General features: G+C 45.7%; 14 protein-coding genes. 7 read left to right on the forward strand and 7 right to left on the reverse strand.

What is annotated here, in order from left to right; genetic code table 11:
- Positions 1–6: 6 nt before the first annotated feature.
- From AAA942_RS14185 to AAA942_RS14195, 3 genes are all read right to left on the reverse strand, one after another.
- Positions 7–891, reverse strand: a complete 885-nt coding sequence (locus tag AAA942_RS14185; RefSeq protein ID WP_338220952.1) for an outer membrane protein assembly factor BamD — start codon at positions 889–891, stop codon at positions 7–9.
- Positions 892–962: 71 nt separating this feature from the next.
- Positions 963–1,673, reverse strand: a complete 711-nt coding sequence (locus AAA942_RS14190; RefSeq protein ID WP_338220953.1) for a T9SS type A sorting domain-containing protein — start codon at positions 1,671–1,673, stop codon at positions 963–965.
- 178 nt (positions 1,674–1,851) lie between these two features.
- Entirely contained in the window at positions 1,852–3,546 is a 1,695-nt protein-coding gene (locus AAA942_RS14195; protein WP_338220954.1) for an OstA-like protein, read from the reverse strand.
- Positions 3,547–3,622: 76 nt separating this feature from the next.
- Here AAA942_RS14195 and tilS point away from each other — a divergent pair, with 76 nt between their 5' ends.
- From tilS to AAA942_RS14220, 5 genes are all read left to right on the forward strand, one after another.
- Entirely contained in the window at positions 3,623–4,942 is a 1,320-nt protein-coding gene (gene tilS, locus AAA942_RS14200; protein WP_338220955.1) for a tRNA lysidine(34) synthetase TilS, read from the forward strand.
- 3 nt (positions 4,943–4,945) lie between these two features.
- Positions 4,946–5,461, forward strand: coding sequence for a Crp/Fnr family transcriptional regulator (locus AAA942_RS14205; RefSeq protein WP_338220956.1), 516 nt, complete (start codon positions 4,946–4,948; stop codon positions 5,459–5,461).
- Positions 5,462–5,603: 142 nt separating this feature from the next.
- Positions 5,604–6,539 carry a malate dehydrogenase gene (mdh, locus tag AAA942_RS14210; protein ID WP_338220957.1) on the forward strand — a complete coding sequence of 312 codons (936 nt, stop codon included), beginning with the start codon at positions 5,604–5,606 and terminating at the stop codon, positions 6,537–6,539.
- A gap of 100 nt (positions 6,540–6,639) precedes the next feature.
- Positions 6,640–9,339 carry a hypothetical protein gene (locus tag AAA942_RS14215; protein WP_338220958.1) on the forward strand — a complete coding sequence of 900 codons (2,700 nt, stop codon included), beginning with the start codon at positions 6,640–6,642 and terminating at the stop codon, positions 9,337–9,339.
- Between the two features lie 63 nt (positions 9,340–9,402).
- Entirely contained in the window at positions 9,403–11,061 is a 1,659-nt protein-coding gene (locus AAA942_RS14220; RefSeq protein WP_338220959.1) for a mechanosensitive ion channel family protein, read from the forward strand.
- 4 nt (positions 11,062–11,065) lie between these two features.
- On the opposite strand, the gene AAA942_RS14225 is transcribed toward AAA942_RS14220, so the two are convergent.
- The 4 genes from AAA942_RS14225 to AAA942_RS14240 are packed head-to-tail and all read right to left on the reverse strand — an operon-like array spanning position 11,066 to position 17,247.
- Positions 11,066–12,673 (reverse strand): hypothetical protein, encoded by a 1,608-nt coding sequence (locus AAA942_RS14225; RefSeq protein ID WP_338220960.1) that lies wholly within the window; start codon positions 12,671–12,673, stop codon positions 11,066–11,068.
- A 7-nt stretch (positions 12,674–12,680) separates the two neighbouring features.
- Entirely contained in the window at positions 12,681–13,829 is a 1,149-nt protein-coding gene (locus AAA942_RS14230; RefSeq protein WP_338220961.1) for a DUF4249 domain-containing protein, read from the reverse strand.
- Positions 13,829–16,543: a TonB-dependent receptor gene (locus tag AAA942_RS14235; RefSeq protein WP_338220962.1), complete on the reverse strand. Its 2,715-nt coding sequence runs from the start codon at positions 16,541–16,543 to the stop codon at positions 13,829–13,831. Before AAA942_RS14235 ends, AAA942_RS14230 begins: the two co-directional genes overlap by 1 nt.
- Positions 16,540–17,247, reverse strand: coding sequence for a hypothetical protein (locus AAA942_RS14240; protein ID WP_338220963.1), 708 nt, complete (start codon positions 17,245–17,247; stop codon positions 16,540–16,542). The genes AAA942_RS14235 and AAA942_RS14240 overlap by 4 nt, the downstream gene beginning before the upstream one ends.
- Positions 17,248–17,348: 101 nt before the next feature.
- Here AAA942_RS14240 and AAA942_RS14245 point away from each other — a divergent pair, with 101 nt between their 5' ends.
- Both AAA942_RS14245 and AAA942_RS14250 read left to right on the forward strand, forming a co-directional pair.
- The gene (locus AAA942_RS14245) at positions 17,349–18,263 is read left to right on the forward strand and encodes a sugar phosphate isomerase/epimerase family protein (RefSeq protein ID WP_338220964.1); all 915 of its coding nucleotides are present in this window, start codon (positions 17,349–17,351) and stop codon (positions 18,261–18,263) included.
- A gap of 150 nt (positions 18,264–18,413) precedes the next feature.
- A complete protein-coding gene (locus tag AAA942_RS14250) occupies positions 18,414–19,796 on the forward strand; it encodes a hypothetical protein (protein WP_338220965.1) in 1,383 nt (460 codons plus the stop codon).
- Positions 19,797–19,820 lie beyond the last annotated feature (24 nt).

Genomic DNA, 19,820 nt, shown 5'->3' on the forward strand with positions numbered 1-19,820 from the left:
CTTGTTTTAATTTTCATTTGAAGTCACCTGACCTGAATTCTGAAGTCCCTGTCTTTCGTTGTATTCAGCCTTCAGCTTCATGTGATCATCGTATTCTTTTCTTGCTTCAGATTCAAATTTCTTGACTTCCGAGGTGAATCCACTATTGGGATATCTTCTGTAAAAATCTCCAGCGAACCTGATCGCATCGTTTAGCCTTTCCTCTTTCTTCAAAAAAGCACTGTTTTCTGCATAGCCATACGCCACCTCAACCAACTTCACGGCAAGCTCTTCATTATGTTTGCTTTCTGGATAATCCTTGATGAAATTCTGAAAGTTGATAATACATGCCCTGTAGAAATCACCCGGATAGAGTCCATCTTTAAGTCTGTAGTACATCATTGCCTCGCTAAATGACTTTTGCTCGAATCTATCCTCGAGATCACTGAGCATCTCCATCGCTCGCTCGTAGCTAGCAGATCCAGGAAATCTGGTCACAAACTGCTGAATTGCCGCCACTGCTTCCCTACTGCTTTGCTGGTCCAAATTATAATCCGGAGAATCTAGATAAAGGGAGTAAGCATGCATAAACAGGGCTTCTTCGGCTAGTGGACTACGATTGTATGTCCTGAAAAAGTTATTGAAATAGCCTGCTGCCTCAATGTACCTTTTGGTTTTGAAGTGACAGTTGGCATAATTGTATTCAGCCATCTCGGCTTTTTCGGAGCCTTTGATTACGGGAAGAACTTTTTCGTAAAGAATGATCGCTTTGTTGTACTCCCCTTCTTGATAGTATCGGTTAGCACCGTTGTATAATTCTTCCCAATTGGTACTTTTTTCCAGCTTGTTGAATGGACCACAAGAGGCAAGTAGTGCGAAGAAAAACAGGAAAAGGATGGATTTGTACTGCATGCTGATTTACAAGACCGCAAATATACGGGATAATTATTGAGATTCAAGGGGATAATCCAAGTGTGAATAGCTTACTTCTTCACTTGGAGCTTTTTGGTAACCACATTTTTGTTGTCCACAAAAAGGGTGTAGAAATATACTCCGGGCTGGAATTCGGCGACATTAATCACCAGAGAGTTTCTGGTAGGGTCCAATTCATACTCGGCGATGGGATTTCCGATAAAGCTATTGATTGAGATTTTGGCCTTGGATTTCGGATTAAGAATCTCATAGTCCAATTGAGCCACTCGATTACTTGGATTGGGGTAGATTTCACTGATTTGGATATCCTTATGGAAGAAGTCATTAACCAACTCAGCCTCCACTTGGTACTTAGCTTCAACGATGAAATTGTCTCTTAAATTTTCAACGTTAACAAATAAAAGATCAAAACTACCACGTGTCTCTACGATTCCAGACTCAAACTCCAGATAAAGGTCAGTCAGAATTTCCCCAGGTTGTAGCTTTATATTGATTTTGGCCAAATCCCTTTTTGGGTCAAAACACTGCTCTCCGATACAAACTCTCACTTTTTGGGAGGAGCCGACGCTTCCTCGAAGACTCTTGAGAATATAAGTTTTTGATTGGTTGGAGGTATTTTGTAAAAGAATGGTTTTCCTCTGACTACTTCCTATCGCTCCTCTGAAGTCCAATCCCTCACTCAAAACCTGCACATCCTGCGCCAAAGACACCACGGGCATTGCCAAAAAGATGGACAGAAAAAGTTTGAGCAGGAGTTTCATGTAAAGTTCTAATCAATAAGTCTACACTTAGGTCAATTAAGTCTATTAATATACGTACAAAAATAACTTTTAGGTTGCCAACACAATAAAATTCACGGTTAATTGTTGTTAACCTTTTGTTCTTTGGCTGAGTGAAAAACAAATTCTAATCAAAAGCACTCCAAAAGGAAAAAAGGAACTACGGTTTAACAGGTGCCAACCCCGAATTTTTGAGTTTATTTTGAATTTCCTCCTCGGTTGGCATCCTCAATCTGACATCCGGCTCATTAAACAGATTTTTTTGCTGAGAATCGATTTCCTCGACTTTTCTCCAGGCATCAATAGTTTCTTTTGTCGGTTTTTCCTCAATTCTCCATTGGAACCCATCTAATCGGGAATTTTCCTCATTGATCAACTGAATTGGTGTAAATTTACCGTCAGGTCTAACGGAAAAATTAGCCCTCCTCACAGCCCCATCCTCAAAGTCCATTTTGATAGATGCACTTAAAATCTTATTGATCCCTTGATTTACTGTATCTGCTTCCAGCGCATAGTACAAGGATTCTGCATTTCCCACGACCTCCAGCGTCTTTATCTGACCTTCGACAAACTTTCCATCCATCTGCCGGCCTTTCATTTGATTGAAGTTTAATAGGGTATCCGTCATGATGGCAAAAGCCTTATCCTTCATTCTCACCCGGTCCAGATTCTCATTGGCTATATAAAAAACCATACTGTCGGCTGATATCTGACTTTTCTGATTCCAGAGAACAGGTTTTTGAAACAGCTGAATGGATGAATCTGAATAATTATATAACAAGGAATCCGCAAGACCCGATAAGTCAGTTTTATACAGCTTAATGGATTTGAAAGCCAAGAGATATTTGGCCGTATCGGCCTCATTGTCTTGGGAAATCAGCGTGTCCGCAGTCATGTAGAGGGTATCTTTTTCAAAATACCTTCTGACCAGACTCTTACCATAGACCAAACTGTACTTTCTTTCTTCCCAATATTTCCCTTCGTCTCCAAACACCTCGGTTTGCTGCTCTTTGTTCAGAACGCGGACATCCTCTTTCCCTTCATAATAAGCCAGATTCTCGTCATAAAACAGCTCCATGGCTTTGACTCGGCTTTCTTCAGTCTCCACGATCCCGTCAAAAAACCGAAACTGCTTCTTTTGGGTATCGTAGAAGCTTCCCTTTTGAGCATCAAGAGTATTCCCTTCCTTGGAAATCAGATTGGTAAGACCTATTGTCTCCGCAGTCTTTGGGATAGTCAAATAGACCAAATTATCGGTTTTCATCGTGTAGTCCGGGTTGACCAAAACCACATCTTCCAAAAAAGTAATCTTCTCAAAATTGATCTCATAGACTCCCCGCTTGCTCGTCAGTACATTGACTGAGTCTACCACTTTCCCGTCATTGAAATAGGTAGCTACATTGGTCTCTCGATTGTAATCCAAAAACTCAGTGGTCAAGGTGGTCTCCTGATTGGTAAATACAACTTTGTTCCTGAGCTTGGCTATTTTGGTGTTCCCGTCGTACTCTGCATACCGGCTGTTGGTGACAATGGGATCTTCCACATCCTTAATTTGCACATTCCCAAAAAGTCTTGCCTTATTTTCTGCACGAAAAAAATGAGCCGAATCACAGGAAATCAGGGAATTTTGATGCTTCATTTTCACATTTCCGACCAAGCGCTCAAATCCACTGGCACCAATCAGGACATCTGCCTGATTGATCTCCAAGGTAGACCCTTGCTGAGCGAAGAGCTTTTCTCCGGAAAAACTTATCAGCAATAACAAGCAAAACAAAAAGGAGATTCGGGTCATATAGTCAAACACTGCGGGGGCAAAATTAGCACAAACCAGCAGACCGACCGCTCTGAGGCTCATAAATCCGGTTAAAAACAGGTCAATTTCCTAATTGTCCCGAATTCACCTAATCCAAATAAAAACCTATTTTTGATCGATGTTGGACCAGTTTACTTCCGAGATTCTTCCCCGACTTGACCTGAAAAAGGAAGGTCGTTACCTGCTTGGATTCAGTGGAGGAGTGGACAGTGTATGTCTCGCCCACTTACTTTGGAAATCAGGAATCCCCTTTGAAATAGCCCATGTCAATTTTCAATTGAGAGGTGAAGAAAGCGAGCAGGATGCAGAATTCTCAGCCAGGATTTCCGACGAATGGGGAATCCCTTTTCACCTCCACCATGGGAATACTCAGAAAATCGCCGAGGAGAAAGGAATTTCCATACAAATGGCAGCCCGGGAAATCCGTTATGATTTTTTTGAAAAAATCAGAGCACAAAATCACCTTCAAGGAATCTTCCTAGCTCATCATGAGGATGATCAGTTGGAGACCATTTTCCTCAATTTACTTCGGGGTACCGGGATAGAAGGCCTTTATGGCATGGCTGAAAAAAAGGGTTGGCTCATCCGGCCTTTATTGTCCTTTTCTAAAGAAAACCTTCTTGAATATGCAAAATCCAACCAACTGGAATGGAGGGAAGACAGCTCCAATGCCAAATCAGACTACAAACGAAACAAACTAAGGCTAGAGGCCCTGCCTGCACTGTATGAGGTTGCGTCGGATGCCAAAGCCAACCTGCTAACGAGTTTTTCCCGACTCAAAGATACCGGAAAGGCCTTTTCAGGGCTATTTGAGGATTGGAAATCCATCCATGTCCAGACAGACGAAGATGGATCTTTTCTCCCCTATACCTCAATTCAGCATCAGCCCGGGGGAGCAAGTCTTCTTTACTTCTGGTTGAGGCCCTATGGATTCCAGCCGGACCAAGTAAATCAAATTCACTCCTCGGTAGCAGAACCCAAGCCGGGAACGGTTTTTTACAGCCCAAGTCACCTAATCAATTTGGATAGAACCGGAATATATCTTGCTCCAAAGCCTATCGAATTTGACGGAATTTCTGTAGAAGAAAAGTCTGTGGAAATTTATCTTCCTGAAGGCACTTATCGGATAGCCAGGGTTTCACCTACTATCCCCATCGATTCTTCTCCTGAAAACGCTCAATTGGACGAAGATCTGCTGGAATTTCCCCTGGAAATAAGAAACTGGAAGGAAGGCGATCGATTTATGCCTTTGGGAATGAATGCGGAAAAGAAAATCTCTGACTTTCTTATCGACTCCAAAGTCCCTTTGATCAAAAAACAGCAGGTGAAGGTGCTGGTTTCCAGTGGAAAAATAGCCTGGGTGATCGGTTTCCGAATCGCAGATTGGGCCAAGCGGGGTCCATCTACAAGAAAAGTCTTTTACTTCAAAAAAAGCTGAATCATGCGCAATCCTTTTTCTAAAACCTATGAACCCGAGGAAATCCAAATGTTTGAATTTCTCCAAGGAATCAAATTTTTTGAAAGGCTAAGACAAAAGGAACTCGCTCGATTTCTTCCTACCCTACATCACCGAAAGTATATGAAGGACGAGGTGGTCTTCTTTAGCAAAGATCCCAGTCAGGCGATGTACTTGATTAAAAAAGGGACCATCGAACTGACCATCGATATCAAAGATAACTTTGAGACTATCATGGAACTGGGAAAAGGAGATGCTTTCGGGGAAAACTCTCTGATAGAAAATGCCAAAAGAACCTACACGGCCATTATCACCTCCGATGAAGCTCAGCTGATCGTGATTCCGCATTTTGCCATTCAGGAGATTTTCGACAGCAACCCAAAGATCAAGGCAAAAATGATGACTTCACTGGCTGAATATTACAATGCAAATAATCAGCGGCTGTTTCGCTCCTACAGGGAATCATTCGGGTTTTTCAGCCTCAGGCAGATGTTTGAATAGGCTGTTTATCCCGCCCTGTTTTCGTTCATCAAAATTCCCCGCCTTCTGCCAAAGTATTCTGAAACCGGCTTCAATTCCTTGCCGTTGTTTAATATCTTAGCGCCGCTTTTCAAGGCATTCATTCAAAAAAACAGATAAAATCATGAGCAAAGTAACCGTAGTAGGTGCAGGTAACGTAGGTGCCACCTGTGCTGATGTTTTAGCCTATCGGGAAATAGCCGAGGAGATTGTTTTGGTAGATATCAAAGAGGGAGTGGCTGAGGGTAAAGCACTCGACATCTGGCAAAAAGCTCCCATCAATCAATACGACAGCAAAACAGTCGGTAGCACCGCAGATTACAGCAAAACAGCCAACTCGGACGTAGTCGTAATTACTTCCGGACTTCCAAGAAAACCCGGAATGACCCGCGACGACCTGATCGAAACCAATGCTGGTATCGTAAAGTCTGTGACAGAAAATGTAATCAAATATTCTCCTGACGCAATCATCATCGTGGTATCCAATCCACTTGATGTCATGACCTATCAGGCCCACCTGACTTCCGGACTTCCACGTACCAAAGTAATGGGTATGGCAGGAATCCTCGACACTGCTCGTTACAGAGCATTTTTGGCAGACGAACTCAATGTATCCGGAAAGGAAATCCAGGCTATCCTGATGGGAGGTCACGGAGACACTATGGTGCCACTTCCTCGATACACTACGGTAGCAGGTATCCCTGTCACTGAGCTTGTAGCCAAAGATAAGCTGGACGCGATCATCGAAAGAACCAAATTTGGCGGTGGCGAATTGGTCAAGCTGATGGGCACTTCTGCTTGGTATGCACCGGGTTCGGCAGCTGCTCAAATGGTAGAAGCCATCCTGAAAAATCAAAAAAGAGTATTCCCTGTATGCATCAAGCTGGATGGAGAGTACGGAATCGACGATTGCTACTTGGGAGTACCTGTAATCCTAGGCAAAAACGGAATCGAAAAAGTCATTGAACTGGACTTGAACGAAGAAGAAAAGGCTCTTCTGGAAACTTCAAGGGGCCACGTGAAAGAAGTGATGAATGTCCTCGACAAGCTGGCAAAGTAATCCACTTTCTGAATAAAATCAGACCCAAGAATATGCCCTATGATGGGGAATTCTTGGGTCTTTTTTGTAAACTCGAAATTCATTCACCCAAAATTCGTCAGTGAAAATCTGGAAAAGTCTTCTGGTCCTGATTGCCCTACTCGCCATGGGCTGGGGTGGATATTCACTGTACCAAACTTACTTTTCCTCCCGGTCGATCAGTAATCTCGAACTCATTTCCAGTGAGGCAGCATTCACCTTCGAGACCAATTCGGCCGATCAAGCCTGGAATGACCTGGTTTCTCATCCTGTGTGGAATTTGCTTTCCCAGCTTCCGGCAATGGAAAGCCTGGCAGACCAGTTGGTAACTTTGGACAGCCTGACCGGTAATGCGGGACTGGTGACCAAAGCTCTTAGAAACAAACAAGTCACCATCAGCTACCACTCCACCGGAATCGATAGCTTTGACTTGATGTATGCCCTAAATTTTGGCAATCAATCTGCGACGGAGTACTTGGAAGATTTTAGAACTCAACTGGCAGAAAAAGGCCAATTCAAGTCCAGAAAGTACAGTGACCAGCCGATTTGGGAGTTTATTGACTCATCCAACAATCCCCAATGGACAATTACAGCGCTTGGTAATGTTTTGGTCATCTCCTCCACTTCATTCCTGATTGAGGAGGCTATCCGTCTTTTTCTTGACCCCACCCAACCAAACCTCTCTTCTACCTTAGACCCCAATTCCTCACCTCCCTCTGGCTTGGGGCGCCTGATTTTGACCTCCAAGGGTGTGTCCCGGCTTCTATCCGGAATCAGTGTAGATCGGGAAAACGGAGTGATCCGCGAAATGAGCAGTCAAGACTATGCAGTAGCACTTAATCTGGCTTTGGAGGAAAACCAAATTCAGCTAAAAGGGCCTATATCTCTGGAGACCGAGATCCAGTTTCTCCCTTCAGTAAAAGCTAATTTTCCCGATTTCGAAAAGCTGATTACCAATAATACCCTTGCATTGACCCAAATTAATTTACCGGATATTTTCCAAGCTCAAAGACTACAAAACAAATCCTTTGTCCCCAAGTCTACCTTGAGTGGGGAGTTTCAGGCCAAATTATTGGACCGTGGATTTCTGGATAGTTTTACCGGAGAGCAATACCTGCTCAAACTCGAAAACTTGGGCAACCAAAGAAACAATCAAATTCTTCTGGCAAAAACTAACAATCCGGAACAGACTTGGGCCTTTCTCCAAGAATTCCGAAATGAAGCTGAGGGGCTTTCCCGCGATTTCTACCGGGACAATGAAATCCTGTTTTTCCCTGAGGAGGAGTTTCCTGCCCATCTTTTCAGCGGAAAATTTTGGGGATTTCCCCAGTCCCATCTTACCCTTGTCGGTGAAATTCTGGTCATAGCCAATTCCGCTTCAGGGATGAAGATGTTTCTGGATGATTTCTATCTAGGCAATACTTGGAACAAAGCCAAGGCAAATGACCCTAGCCCAAAGTCCATTTCACCTGCTGCCGGCTACAGCAAAACCTTTTTCCTTCCCAAAATCTGGAATCAATGGACAAAGGAAGCCAATCCTTCCTGGAGTACTTTTCTACAGAAATATGGCTCAGTATTCCGTTCTTTTCCTTACCTGACTTTCCGAATCAATGAGTATTCTGGCAAAAAAGAAGCTACAATTCTGATCCCGTTTGAAAGTGAAGGTCCAAAGGAAAAAATCACCAATCCAACTCTGGTCTTAGCCCCTAACCAGGAAATCACTTTCAGCAATCCGCTGATTTTTGGTCCACGTGCTGTTCTCAACTTCAATGACAAAACCCAAGATTTGGTCCTTCAGGATGAGCAAAACACGCTTTTTCTGCTCAATTCAGCAGGTCAAACTGTGTTTACCAAAGAGCTATCAGGCCCTATCATTTCAGAAGTTTTCCAAATCGACTACTACAAAAACGGAAAGCTCCAATTGCTTTTTGCGACAGCAGATCAAGTGCATGGTATAGACAGGCTAGGCAATTCACTTCCCGGCTTCCCTTTTTCCCTCAAAAATGAGAAAATAACCCATCTCAATCTGGTCGATTACGATAACTCCAAGGACTACCGCTATTTCCTTGCTACAGCGAATGGTAACCTTTGGCTGACTGACCGATCCGGACAAAAGCTGGATGGCTGGAATCCGCTAGCTCTAAAAGACCCCCTACTCAAAGCACCGGAACACGTCCGAGTACCCGGCATGGGTGACTACATGGTGGCTCAGGGTAAATCGGGAAAGCTTCACCTGCTCAATCGACGTGGGGAAAGGCAAGAAGGAGGGCCAATTGATTTCGGGGCAGAGATTACCACCTCATTAGCCATCACCAAGGACAAGACTCCCTTCCAAATCCAGGGGATTTCCCAATCCGGAGAACTTATCCGTTCGGGTTTTTCGGGAGAAATCAATTACCGAAATCAGCTGATTAAAGACAACCGGGACGACCGATTTGAATTGCTCTCTGACCAGTCCGAGCTAACCTACCTGATTTTGGTGCGGCAGTTCAACAAAACCCTGATTTTGGACGGTGAAGAAAAGTTGCTTTTCAGTTTGCCTTTGGCTGGGGAGCAGTTGATTTTTAAATTATTTGACTTTGGAGCCAACCGCCGCCTCCTTGCAGTCACTGACCCGGAGCAGGGCTTTGGCTACCTCTATGACCTGCAGGGCACCCTGCTTACCCAGCCACCTCTGGAAAGTGAAGGGCCAATTCAAATCCTTCACCGGGCGTCTGAGGGTCAATATGCCATCTATACCCGCTCAGGGAAAAATACATTCCAGTACTTGATGCCCGATTGATTCGGAAGTTTTTGGGCAGACTTTATTGATTGCGTAACTTGCGGCCTCATTCAAATGACTGAAATGAAGCGTATACCCTGTTTTCTACTATTTTCCTTACTTTTTTTTACCCTGAATCCGGCCTTTGCTCAGCTCATCATAGATGAGCAACAGGCAGAGGGACTCTCCGAAGAGGTCAATCTGACAACACCCTATCATACCACCTTGACTTTCTTTTTCAATCTGGAGAAAAACCATTTCCAGCCCGATATCTCTGCAAAGACACTGGACATTCGGGGAGTGGAAGGAGATCCGGAAGACTTAGCCATTAAGCTGAAACAAATCTTGGAAGGGAAAGGAGTCATCATTCGCACGAGTGAAATTCCCAACGATCCTGTCTATGTAGATTCTACCGCAGGAGGGGAGCCCAGATTCTACTTTGATGCGGCCAAAGTTCCCAGCATATACCTCGAGAAAAGGGGGAATCAATGGAAATTCTCCGCTTTTTCTGTCTCCCGGATCGAGCGACTCCATGACGAAACCTACCCATTCGGGACTGACAAGCTGCTCAATATCCTTCCAAAAATCGGAACTGATGAATATCTCGGGCTGCAGACTTGGCAACTGACCGGGCTCTTTTTACTCATCATCCTTACCTTTTTGGCACATCTGATTTTCACCTTTTTGGTAGATCGGGGATTGATTTACCTGTTGAAAAGGCTGGGCTACGGATATATCGGAGAAAACTACCTGCTTCCCATAGCCAAAATCACCAGTTTTTATCTGATTGTGGTTTTGCTTTCTCTCTTTGTCCGAGTCCTTCAGCTGCCTGCTGAGATTTGGAGCTGGGTGATCATTGTCTTCAATACCTTGAAGCCTTTCCTGATCACGGTGATTTTCTACAAAATTGTGGATGTGGTCGCGGCGTATTTCCAGCATTTGGCTACCAAAACAGAATCAACTCTCGATGATCAGCTCGTTCCATTGATTCGCAAGACGCTTAAAGCACTTGTCATCCTGGTGGGTACTCTTTTCATACTCCGGGATGGATTAAACTTCGACATCATTCCTTTTCTGACCGGCTTGTCCATTGGTGGGGTGGCAATCGCCTTGGCAGCCCAGGACACCATCAAAAACTTCTTCGGGTCTATCATGATTTTCATTGACAAGCCCTTCCAAGTGGGCGATTGGGTGACTTCTGGAGATATTGACGGTACGGTGGAGGAAGTGGGTTTCCGCTCTACCCGAATCCGTACCTTCCGAAATTCGGTCATGTATGTCCCAAATGGAAAGATTGCCGACTCTGTAGTGGATAATCACGGGCTGAGAAAATACCGACGCTTTTTCACCACACTGACCATCACCTATGACACCCCGCCTGAGCTGATCGAAAAATTTGTGGAAGGCCTAAGGGAAATTGTAATTTCCCATCCGGACACGAGAAAAGATCTCTATCACGTCTATTTCAACAATCTTTCTTCCTACAGCCAAGACATCATGTTTTACATATTCTTCGAGCTTCCTACTTGGGGTGAAGAATTGAGAGCAAGACATGAAATCCTCGTTCAGACTGTCAAACTGGCTAATTCCCTGGGAGTTCGTTTTGCCTTCCCTACTCAGACCTTGCATATGGAGACCTTCCCGGAAAAGAAAGGGCTGATTCCAGAATATCCTGAATCCAAAGCCTATGAGGCCAAGTTGAATAAGTTTCTGAAGGAAGAATTGGGAAGAAAAGCGGACTGAGCTATCAATCTACCCTGAAATAGGTTCGCTCCACTTGCTGTTTGCCATCCGCTGTGGGGATCCTTTTCCAAATCAAAAACACGCCCTCCCAATCCGGAGCAGCGATGGAAGCAGGAAGGGGCGAAGAGCTTGACCAATAAAGAACCGTCCTCCAGTCGGGATAGCGTCGGTTTTCGGCAGGTTTTGAAAACTGCCCCTTATCTAAAACAGACAAAGGCTGCAGTCCGAAATAATCAAAAAAACGGGCATTATTGGCCAAAGGGAAAAGACCAAAGTCATTTTGGTAGCTGCTAAAGCTCAACACCCCGTCATAGGTTCGTTCGTTAAGAAAAAACTCCCGGTTTAGCACCTCCAATTTGGAAAAATACTTGGGATTAAACTGAGCCAAAAGATCCGAATCAAAGACCGGCATGGCATCAACCAAGATCAGCGGATTGGAATCAAAGACCTTATTTCCCGGATTATCCACGAGACGGAATACTTTTTTCCTTTGTTCTGAGCGGACAAAAACCGAAGGGACATATTCTCTCAATACCGTCTCTACCTCCTCAAATCGGGTATAATCATCCAAGAAGTAGGTGAAATCCGCCACAAACCCCGTCACGACTTTCAAAGAGTCGTCGATAAATTGGGTTTGATAGTTAGCCTCCACAATGGATGCTTTGAGCAGCTTTTCCAAATAAGGTAAATCACCCTCCTCCAGCACCAAAGGAGGAATGGAGAACCCATCTTTAAATCTGGTTTTGATCAGAGGAGGAACCACCTCGATTCCGGGCATTTCGGCTCCATCTTCCAACTGAATAATCATCCGGTCCCAATGCTTGAGTCCGCCAATATCAAAAAGCAATTTCCCCTCCCCGTCAGGAATATCGGTAAACAGGGCACTTTGACTTCCATGCACGGAAAGAAAGTAGGTGGATTCGGGAATAAATTCCGGCACCCTGACTTGCACTATATGACCAAACAACTCCGGTAAGAGGGTTTGACTTTCGATGGGTTGGTAGATTTCGCCGGAGAGTAGTTGTTTTTGCTCTTCAGGCAGAAATGGATTGGCTATGGAAATCCCAAAAGAGGAAGCGGAAGAGTCCCAGTTGATCGAAGATTCGGGAAGTTGACTGGATTTTTTTGCTTGAAAGGTCTCTTGGGGAGGGCTTGACCGCTGTGCCGAAGGTTCAGCCGGGGAAGACGGAGGAAGAGTGGGATTGATGATCGTGATCAGCTGCTGAGCCATCCCTGACTCCGGATTGAGGTAGGGGCTGATCCGAGTGTATACTCTCAGGAGGTAGTTTCCTGAGGGGATTTTTTGGTTGATGGAAAAATAATTCAATGCCTTTCCTTGCTGCAGAGGGATTTTGACGTAATCCATGGAGTTGGAGTTGGCATCCACCAATTCCGCATAAAGGACCTGAGAAGGACTGATTCTGTCCTTGATGTTCACTTGGGCTTCCAGCCAGATTTTTTCTCCAGTGAAAAATAGGGTTTTGGGTATCGAAAAAGACACCTCCTCGATCAGGTTGGTTTCCTGTCTTGCAAGGCTGAAATTCACCGAAGCAAGAATGAGTATTGCAATCCAACTGGTTTTGGAAGAGAAAAAGGAAATTATCTTGTTCATTTTGGTCTTATTCATCTTCCCAAAAATCAGGTCTTACCGGTGATGCATATAGCGTGCAGTCTGCACATCTTCGATCAGTGGGGTAATAGCCCACGATGGACGTCCCTACTAACAATTCTCTGGCAGGAAGGGTAAATCCACTTCCGAAAATTGCAGAATAGTCGGGAATTCTCACTTCGTCCGATCCGATCACACAATCGTTAAACTGCGGGTCGATATATGGCCAAGGCAATACATCTACAAAGTCAACATAAAGCCGGATTTCCTGAACCACTCCCATGCTGACTTGCCCGACCACGGGGCGGCCTTCCTCATCCAAGCTTCGGATATTTCCTGTGATTTGCGAAGGAAGAGGGCTGAAAATGGAGCCAATATCCTCTGTGTTTTTCTTCAGAATATCCCAAAACTGAACCGCATCCTCTGAGATTGCCTTTTGAGCAATCAAAATGCTGTAGCGCTCCATGATACGCTCATCTCCCTCAGGGATTTGCGTAATGGTTTTTTGAAAAACCACTTGATCCTGAAATCTTGAACTTGTTTCCAATAAAATATCCGGGCTGGATTCTGTTTTGAAGCAAAGAGAAATCTGCTCCGCTTCAGTTCGAAATCTCACATCCCTCAATTCGGGGTCATAGATATACGTAGTCCTGATTCTAGGTCGGTAAATCCAGGTTTCTTCATAGGTCCAGAGAAAATCATCCGCGTTTTCATCCCCTTTTGTTGATATAAATACCTCTACACCATCTTCATTTCGGTTATAACCCACATCGATGATCTCAGGGGTCAAAATAGGGCGGATAGGCTGGGATTGATACCGATCTCCATTGGCGAGCTGAATCTCCAAAGTATAGGTCCCCTCCTCTGGCACATCTGCCTGAAAAAGGTAAATCCCCGGTTCTGTTTCGGTCAAAGGATAAGATTCTCCTGAGAAGGCTGTCAAAAAAACCCTGGCATTGGTTTCAGGAAGGGAAGAAGTATCCGCACTCAAAGGAACCGTCTTGCTAAGTCGTAATTCACTGGGTTTCCCTTCCGAATCCAAATATCCCTCCACGATCAGCACATCAGTAAACGTATCCGGCACCTCAGGGTCAAAAGGAATCCTGCAGGACGTCATCCCCAAGGCAATCACCACAAAAAGTCTAAGCAGCATATTCATCAAAATCGGAAATTATAGGTAATGAATGGAATCGGCTCAGCAAAAATGGCCAACTGATAGCCCTGAAGTGAACCTCCTTCCGGCACATAATACACGGAGTAGGCATTGTCCCGCCCGAGAATATTGTACACCCCAAAGGACCAAGAACCGTGAGCCACCTTGTTTACTTTGTGATTGCCTTCCAAATTGATCGAAAGGTCCAGCCTAAAGTAATCCGGTACCCGGAAGGAGTTCCTATCCCCAAAGTACACCCGCTCGGATCCTCCGTATTCAAATTTGGAAATAGGCAAAGTCACCGGCCGGCCCGTACTGTATTTCCCTGCCAAAGTGGTATTGATCCTTTTGCTTAGCTCATAATTCAAGACCAAATTGGCATTGTGAGGCTGGTCAAAATTGCTGGGGTACCACTCCCCACGATTGATTTGTTCCTTTTGCTCGCTGGGGTCAGATCTCAACAAAGACCGGCTATAAGTATATGCCAAAGAACCGTTCAGCTTTCCTGTGCTTTTCTTCAGAAAAAGCTCCAAACCATAGGCCTGCCCCTGTGTCACCAAGACATCCTGCTCGATCCGTTCATTGAGTACGATCGTTGCTCCGGAACGGTAATCCAGCAAATTCTGCATGGAGCGGTAGTAGACTTCTGCCGAAAACTCCAAGGTATTGTTGTTCATATTCCGGAAATAGCCCAAGGCGTACTGAATCCCCCGCTGAGGCGCAAGGAAAGCGTCGCTGAGCTTCCAAGTATCCGTAGGAGTGATCACTGAAGAATTGCTGAGCAAGTGGATGTTTTGCCGCATGGAATTGACTCCAGCCTTGATGGATGACCAGTTATTCAGCGCATACCGGGCAGAAAAGCGGAATTCCGGACCAAAATAACTCTTGATTAACTCACCGGAGGAATAGTTTTCTTCTCCTATAATGTTTTCCGGCAAGTAAGGAGCTCCTTCCGCGTAGGCAGGCAAAACCTGTGGCCCCAAAAACCCAAACCAGTTCAACCGCACTCCCCCGCTTACTGTCCACTGCTCGTTGATTTTAAACTCGTCTCCCAAAAATGCTGAAAGCTCCAATCCTTGTTCCTCCGGAAGCTCATCCGGAATCACGATACTTTCAGCTCCCAGTGGGTTTAAAGTCCCCGGATTGAGTCGGTAATGAATCCCATGGAATCCATAAGTAAGGATGTGACGATCTCCTTTTTCCTGTCGAAACTGAGCCTTCAAAAAGCGTTGGAGTATTTCAAATCGGTAGATATAAGAATTCAGTGGATTATCCTGACCTTCCACTTCAAAAGAATACCCATCCTGCCCCACAGAAAAGTCTGCCTCCAGTTCATCATTGAAATAATGAGTCCAAGTCAGGGAAAAATTCTCATTGGAATACCGATAGACCGTATCCGGGTCAAACTGAAACTCATCTCTACTCAGATAGCCAGAAAGGGTAAGTCGGTCTTTCTCCCCAATCTCATTCTGGATAGAGCCATTCAAATCTCCAAAAAACGCCCGGCTAGCTCCCAAATCCGCTCTTTCCTCCAAATAGTCCAACAACCAATCCGAATAGGTGAGTCGAGTACCCAAAGTAAAGGTGGTCTTTTGACCGATGGGTCCTTCGAGAGACAGACGACTGGTCAGTGGCCCTATACCTCCCGAGCCACCAATTCGGTCTTTCCTCCCCACTTTGGGAGTCACCTGAAGGACTGAAGACAAGCGGCCTCCATAGCTGACAGGAATTCCTGCTTTGTAAAGCTCCACTCCCTCCACCATATCGGAATTGACTGCTGAGAAAAACCCGAAAAGATGGGATGGGTTGAACAAGGTATTTTGTCCCAAAAGAATCAGGTTTTGATCGGCGGCACCTCCACGGACATTGAACCCCACACTCGCCTCTCCAGCCGTATTGACTCCGGGAAGGGTGAGAATCCCCCGGATGATATCCACCTCTCCGAGTACTGCAGGGAGCTTTTTCATCTGCTGTACACTCAGGGCCTGTACTCCCATCTCCGGACGACTCACCTGAGTCAAAGCTCCGGAGCGAACAGTCACCTCGGCCAAAGAGAATATCCCCTCTCCTATCTGAATATCCAGCTGATCACTTCCCTGCAGGGTAATCAGACGCTGCTCGGTGTAGCCACCAATATTTTGAATCATCAGGGTCAAATCCCCTTTGGGAAGGAGCAACTCATATCTTCCCTCCGGATCGGTAATGGTCTGCCTGAGTGATGTTTTGTCATAGACAATAGCCCCCTCAATCGGTTTCTGATTTTCCAAACTGATGATTTGCCCTTGGATTCTGGCTTCATCACCCGGACCCGGCACCCCCAAGACATAGCGCCGATTGCGCACAAATTCATCCATGGGGCGGGAAGAGGAAGTGCCTTCACTGCCTCTGCTTAGGTAGTCTGCAGGGAATTCCACCGGCGACTTTTCCCCAGAAAAAAGAAAAACCTCCTTACTTGAAGAAATGGAAAAGGTCAGTGGGGTCTTTTCGAAAATCACCCGAAGCACATCCTCCAGCTTGTCCTGATTGGCCGAAAGGTTCACGGTAAGCTCCTTGACCATCCTTGGATCGAAGTAAAACCGATAGGAAGTCTCCTTCTCCACCAAATCCACAAACCGCTCAAAGGAAATCCCGGGATAAAACCCGGAAATTCGGTCAGAGGTCTGGGCCTGAATAGAAAGGGCTGATAAAAGAAAAATCAGAACTATCGCACTCTTTCTCATGGCTGGGAAGGAGTTAGATGAACCAAAAGCTGGAGATAGCCTTCAGGGTTTTGTTTAAAATTGAGCTGCTCTGCACGAAGCTTTCGCTTGGCTTCTGCTTTGTTCAGACCGAGAAGAGCTATGGCCTCCTTGCCTTTGGATATGGGGAAAAAAGCACCGCCTTTCCAGAGAAAAAAGGTCTCTTTTTCTACATAGACTTCATCGTAACGGGACATTTCACGGAGAGCTTTGGCGGTCTTGTAGGGTTTGGAAACAGCCCAATAGTCTCCCTCAGCGATGACTTTGTAAAATCCACTTCCATCTTTTCCAAAACTCTCATTTCCCTCCATTCTGGCAAAAGCAGCCCCATCTCCCATCACAAATCGATCTACCTTTTCGGGTTTGATCAGAGTCTTTTGGTTGAAAAGCGGATGAAATGTCAAAATCTGATCCCGGAAAATATCATACAGAAGTGGCACTCCCGGATAAGTGATTTCATTAATGGTCAGGCTGCCGGATTCAAATTGTCGGGTATGGTAGTAAGGATCTCCCTGAATGAGTGACGAAGGTTCCTCATACTTACCCCCGGTAATCAGCTCCTGAAAAAAAGGAAGCTGCTCTTGGTATTCGGGCAAAAAAGCCAAATTACGACCGACAGTCTGAGCCAAAAGCCCGCTGGAAAGAAAATAAAAAACCAAAAGCGGTAAAAATTGTATTTTATGCATTCTATAAAATTGACAATAGAAAATTGCCTTTCTACCTATTTCTTCAAAATATCTTTAAGCGGTAAATTTAATTTACTGAACGGACAAAAAATTTAGAATCCATGACCTTCTCCCGACGAAACCTGCTCAAAACCCTCGCTTTGGCTCCCCTTGCCACCGCCCCTTCTTTAGCCCAAGCCTCCTCAGCTCCCAAGGAAAATACGCTATTCAAGTTTTCCCTGAACACCTCCACCATCCGCGGGCAAAAGCTCAGTCTACCACAAATCATCGAGCTTGCAGCACGGGCCGGATACGATGGCTTCGAGCCCTGGATGATGGAAATCGAGGCCTATCTCGGCGAAGGTAAATCCGTAGCTTCTCTGAAAAAGCTGGCTTCTGATGCCGGATTGGAATTTTTTGACTGCATCGGCTTTCCCACTTGGATGGCTCAGGATGCGGAGAAAAGCAAAGCGGGATTTGCGCAGATGGAAAAGGAAATGGGAATTTTGGCAGAATTGGGCTGTCCTCGGGTGGCTGCACCGGCTATTGGCTCGGAGGCTCCTCTGGACCTGATGCAGGCTGGAGAAAAGTATAAGCGATTACTGGACTTGGGGAGAAAAACGGGGGTCATGCCTCAGCTGGAATTCTGGGGGGCATTTCCCTCATTTTACCACTTGGGACAAGCAATGATGGTCGCTGCGGTGGCAGACGACAAGGATGCCAAGATTCTTGCGGATGTCTATCACCTCTTTCGGGGAGGTTCAGGCTTTGAGGGGATGAAACTATTGGACGGACAGGCCATCGATATTTTCCACATGAACGATGTCCCTGCAGCTATTCCCCGATTGGAGCAGCAGGACAAAGACCGGGTGATGCCCGGAGATGGTGCCGCCCCCATGCAGGAACTTGCCAATACCCTTAAATCCAAAGGCGGAGAGATTATCCTTTCTCTGGAACTCTTCAATCCAACTTATTATGCTATGGACGCTCAAGTGGTAGTGAAAGAAGGATTGGAGAAGATGAAGCGGTTTTTCTAAAGATTCAACCCTTGAGGAATCAAAAAACCTCAAGGGTTTTTATTTTTCCCCTTTTTTCATCTGACACTTTCTGCCAACTCACCGAAAAAGACTTCCAATTTTCAATTCATCCCATATCTTTAGGGAGAAGTTTTTGATTTCCTTTTTTCAATGGCGCTATTCCAAAGTTCTGTTCTCAAAAAATACCTCGCCGCTCAGGCCAATCAACCCATTCAGGAGGCTCTAGCCGCCTATTTGACCTATTTTCACAATCCCCGAATACGGGATAATATCCGCGCCGCCAAAGAGGAGCAGTTTCAGGAGGGTTTCCTTCGGGAATTGTTTGTCAAAATCCTAGGCTATACCATCAATCCCGAGCCGGACTTCAACCTGACCACCGAGCTTAAGAATATCAAGGATTCCAAAAAGACCGACGGAGCCATTCTCAAAGACGGCAATGCCCTTGCCGTGATCGAACTCAAAGGCACTGATACCAAGGACTTGGATAAAATCCGCGATCAGGCCTTCAATTACAAAAACAACCAACCCGACTGCGTCTATGTGATCACGAGCAACTTTGAAAAGCTGCGCTTCTACATCGACAATGCCGTGGACTATGTGGAGTTCAATATCCTTGCGATGGATAATGAGCAGTTTAAGCTGCTTTGGCTGCTGCTTCAAAAAGACAATCTCCTGCAGGGACTCCCCAAAAAGATCAAGGAGGAATCCTTGCTTGCCGAGGAGCAGATCACCAAACAACTCTACAAGGATTACTCCTCCTTCAAGCAGGAACTCTGGCAGGACTTGGTGACCCAGAATCCCGAGCAAGACGAGCTACTTCTCTACAAGAAAAGCCAAAAGCTCCTCGACCGATTCCTCTTTATCTTCTTTGCCGAGGACAAAGGGCTGCTACCACCCAACTCCATCATGGAGATCGTCAATCAATGGAAAAAGCTTGCGGAACTGGACGAGTACCGTCCCATCTACGAGCGATTCAAAAAATACTTCGGCTACCTGAATACCGGAAGAGTCCAACCCGGCAAAGCCGAAATCCACGCTTACAACGGGGGACTCTTCGCCATCGATCCCGTCCTGGAGGAGCTGAAGATCTCCGACAGCGTACTGGAAAAGCACGTCCGTAAGCTCACCGAGTATGACTTCGACACGGAAGTGGACACGAATATCCTCGGGCATATCTTCGAACATTCCCTGAATGATATCGAGAATGTCCGTGCCCAACTCGCCGGGGAAACGGTGGACAAGTCCAAAACCAAGCGCAAGCGGGATGGGGTCTTCTACACCCCCAAGTACATCACCAAGTACATCGTAGACAATACCCTAGGTCGGCTCTGTACCGAGAAAAAAGCTGAACTCGAACTGGTGGACGAGGAATTCTCCAAATACCTCAGCTATAAAACCAAGGAAGCCGAGCGAAAGCGCAAGACCGAACTCAAGCAAAAGCTCGATACCTATCGCAACTGGCTCCTCCAACTCACCATCTGTGACCCGGCTTGCGGTTCCGGTGCTTTTCCCCGACTGGGAATAGAATGTTAGCCCCCTTCTGGGAGTAGAGCCCCT

Source organism: Algoriphagus sp. oki45 (assembly GCF_036245605.1).
Lineage (GTDB): Bacteria > Bacteroidota > Bacteroidia > Cytophagales > Cyclobacteriaceae > Algoriphagus.

Excerpts from the sequence above, each read along its gene's own strand:
- AAA942_RS14185 (WP_338220952.1), bottom strand. The coding sequence starts at position 891 with ATGCAGTACAAATCCATCCTTTTCCTGTTTTTCTTCGCACTACTTGCC.
- AAA942_RS14190 (WP_338220953.1), bottom strand. The coding sequence starts at position 1,673 with ATGAAACTCCTGCTCAAACTTTTTCTGTCCATCTTTTTGGCAATGCCC.
- AAA942_RS14195 (WP_338220954.1), bottom strand. The coding sequence starts at position 3,546 with ATGAGCCTCAGAGCGGTCGGTCTGCTGGTTTGTGCTAATTTTGCCCCC.
- tilS (WP_338220955.1), top strand. The coding sequence starts at position 3,623 with ATGTTGGACCAGTTTACTTCCGAGATTCTTCCCCGACTTGACCTGAAA.
- AAA942_RS14205 (WP_338220956.1), top strand. The coding sequence starts at position 4,946 with ATGCGCAATCCTTTTTCTAAAACCTATGAACCCGAGGAAATCCAAATG.
- mdh (WP_338220957.1), top strand. The coding sequence starts at position 5,604 with ATGAGCAAAGTAACCGTAGTAGGTGCAGGTAACGTAGGTGCCACCTGT.
- AAA942_RS14220 (WP_338220959.1), top strand. The coding sequence starts at position 9,403 with ATGAAGCGTATACCCTGTTTTCTACTATTTTCCTTACTTTTTTTTACC.
- AAA942_RS14225 (WP_338220960.1), bottom strand. The coding sequence starts at position 12,673 with ATGAACAAGATAATTTCCTTTTTCTCTTCCAAAACCAGTTGGATTGCA.
- AAA942_RS14230 (WP_338220961.1), bottom strand. The coding sequence starts at position 13,829 with ATGAATATGCTGCTTAGACTTTTTGTGGTGATTGCCTTGGGGATGACG.
- AAA942_RS14235 (WP_338220962.1), bottom strand. The coding sequence starts at position 16,543 with ATGAGAAAGAGTGCGATAGTTCTGATTTTTCTTTTATCAGCCCTTTCT.
- AAA942_RS14240 (WP_338220963.1), bottom strand. The coding sequence starts at position 17,247 with ATGCATAAAATACAATTTTTACCGCTTTTGGTTTTTTATTTTCTTTCC.
- AAA942_RS14245 (WP_338220964.1), top strand. The coding sequence starts at position 17,349 with ATGACCTTCTCCCGACGAAACCTGCTCAAAACCCTCGCTTTGGCTCCC.
- AAA942_RS14250 (WP_338220965.1), top strand. The coding sequence starts at position 18,414 with ATGGCGCTATTCCAAAGTTCTGTTCTCAAAAAATACCTCGCCGCTCAG.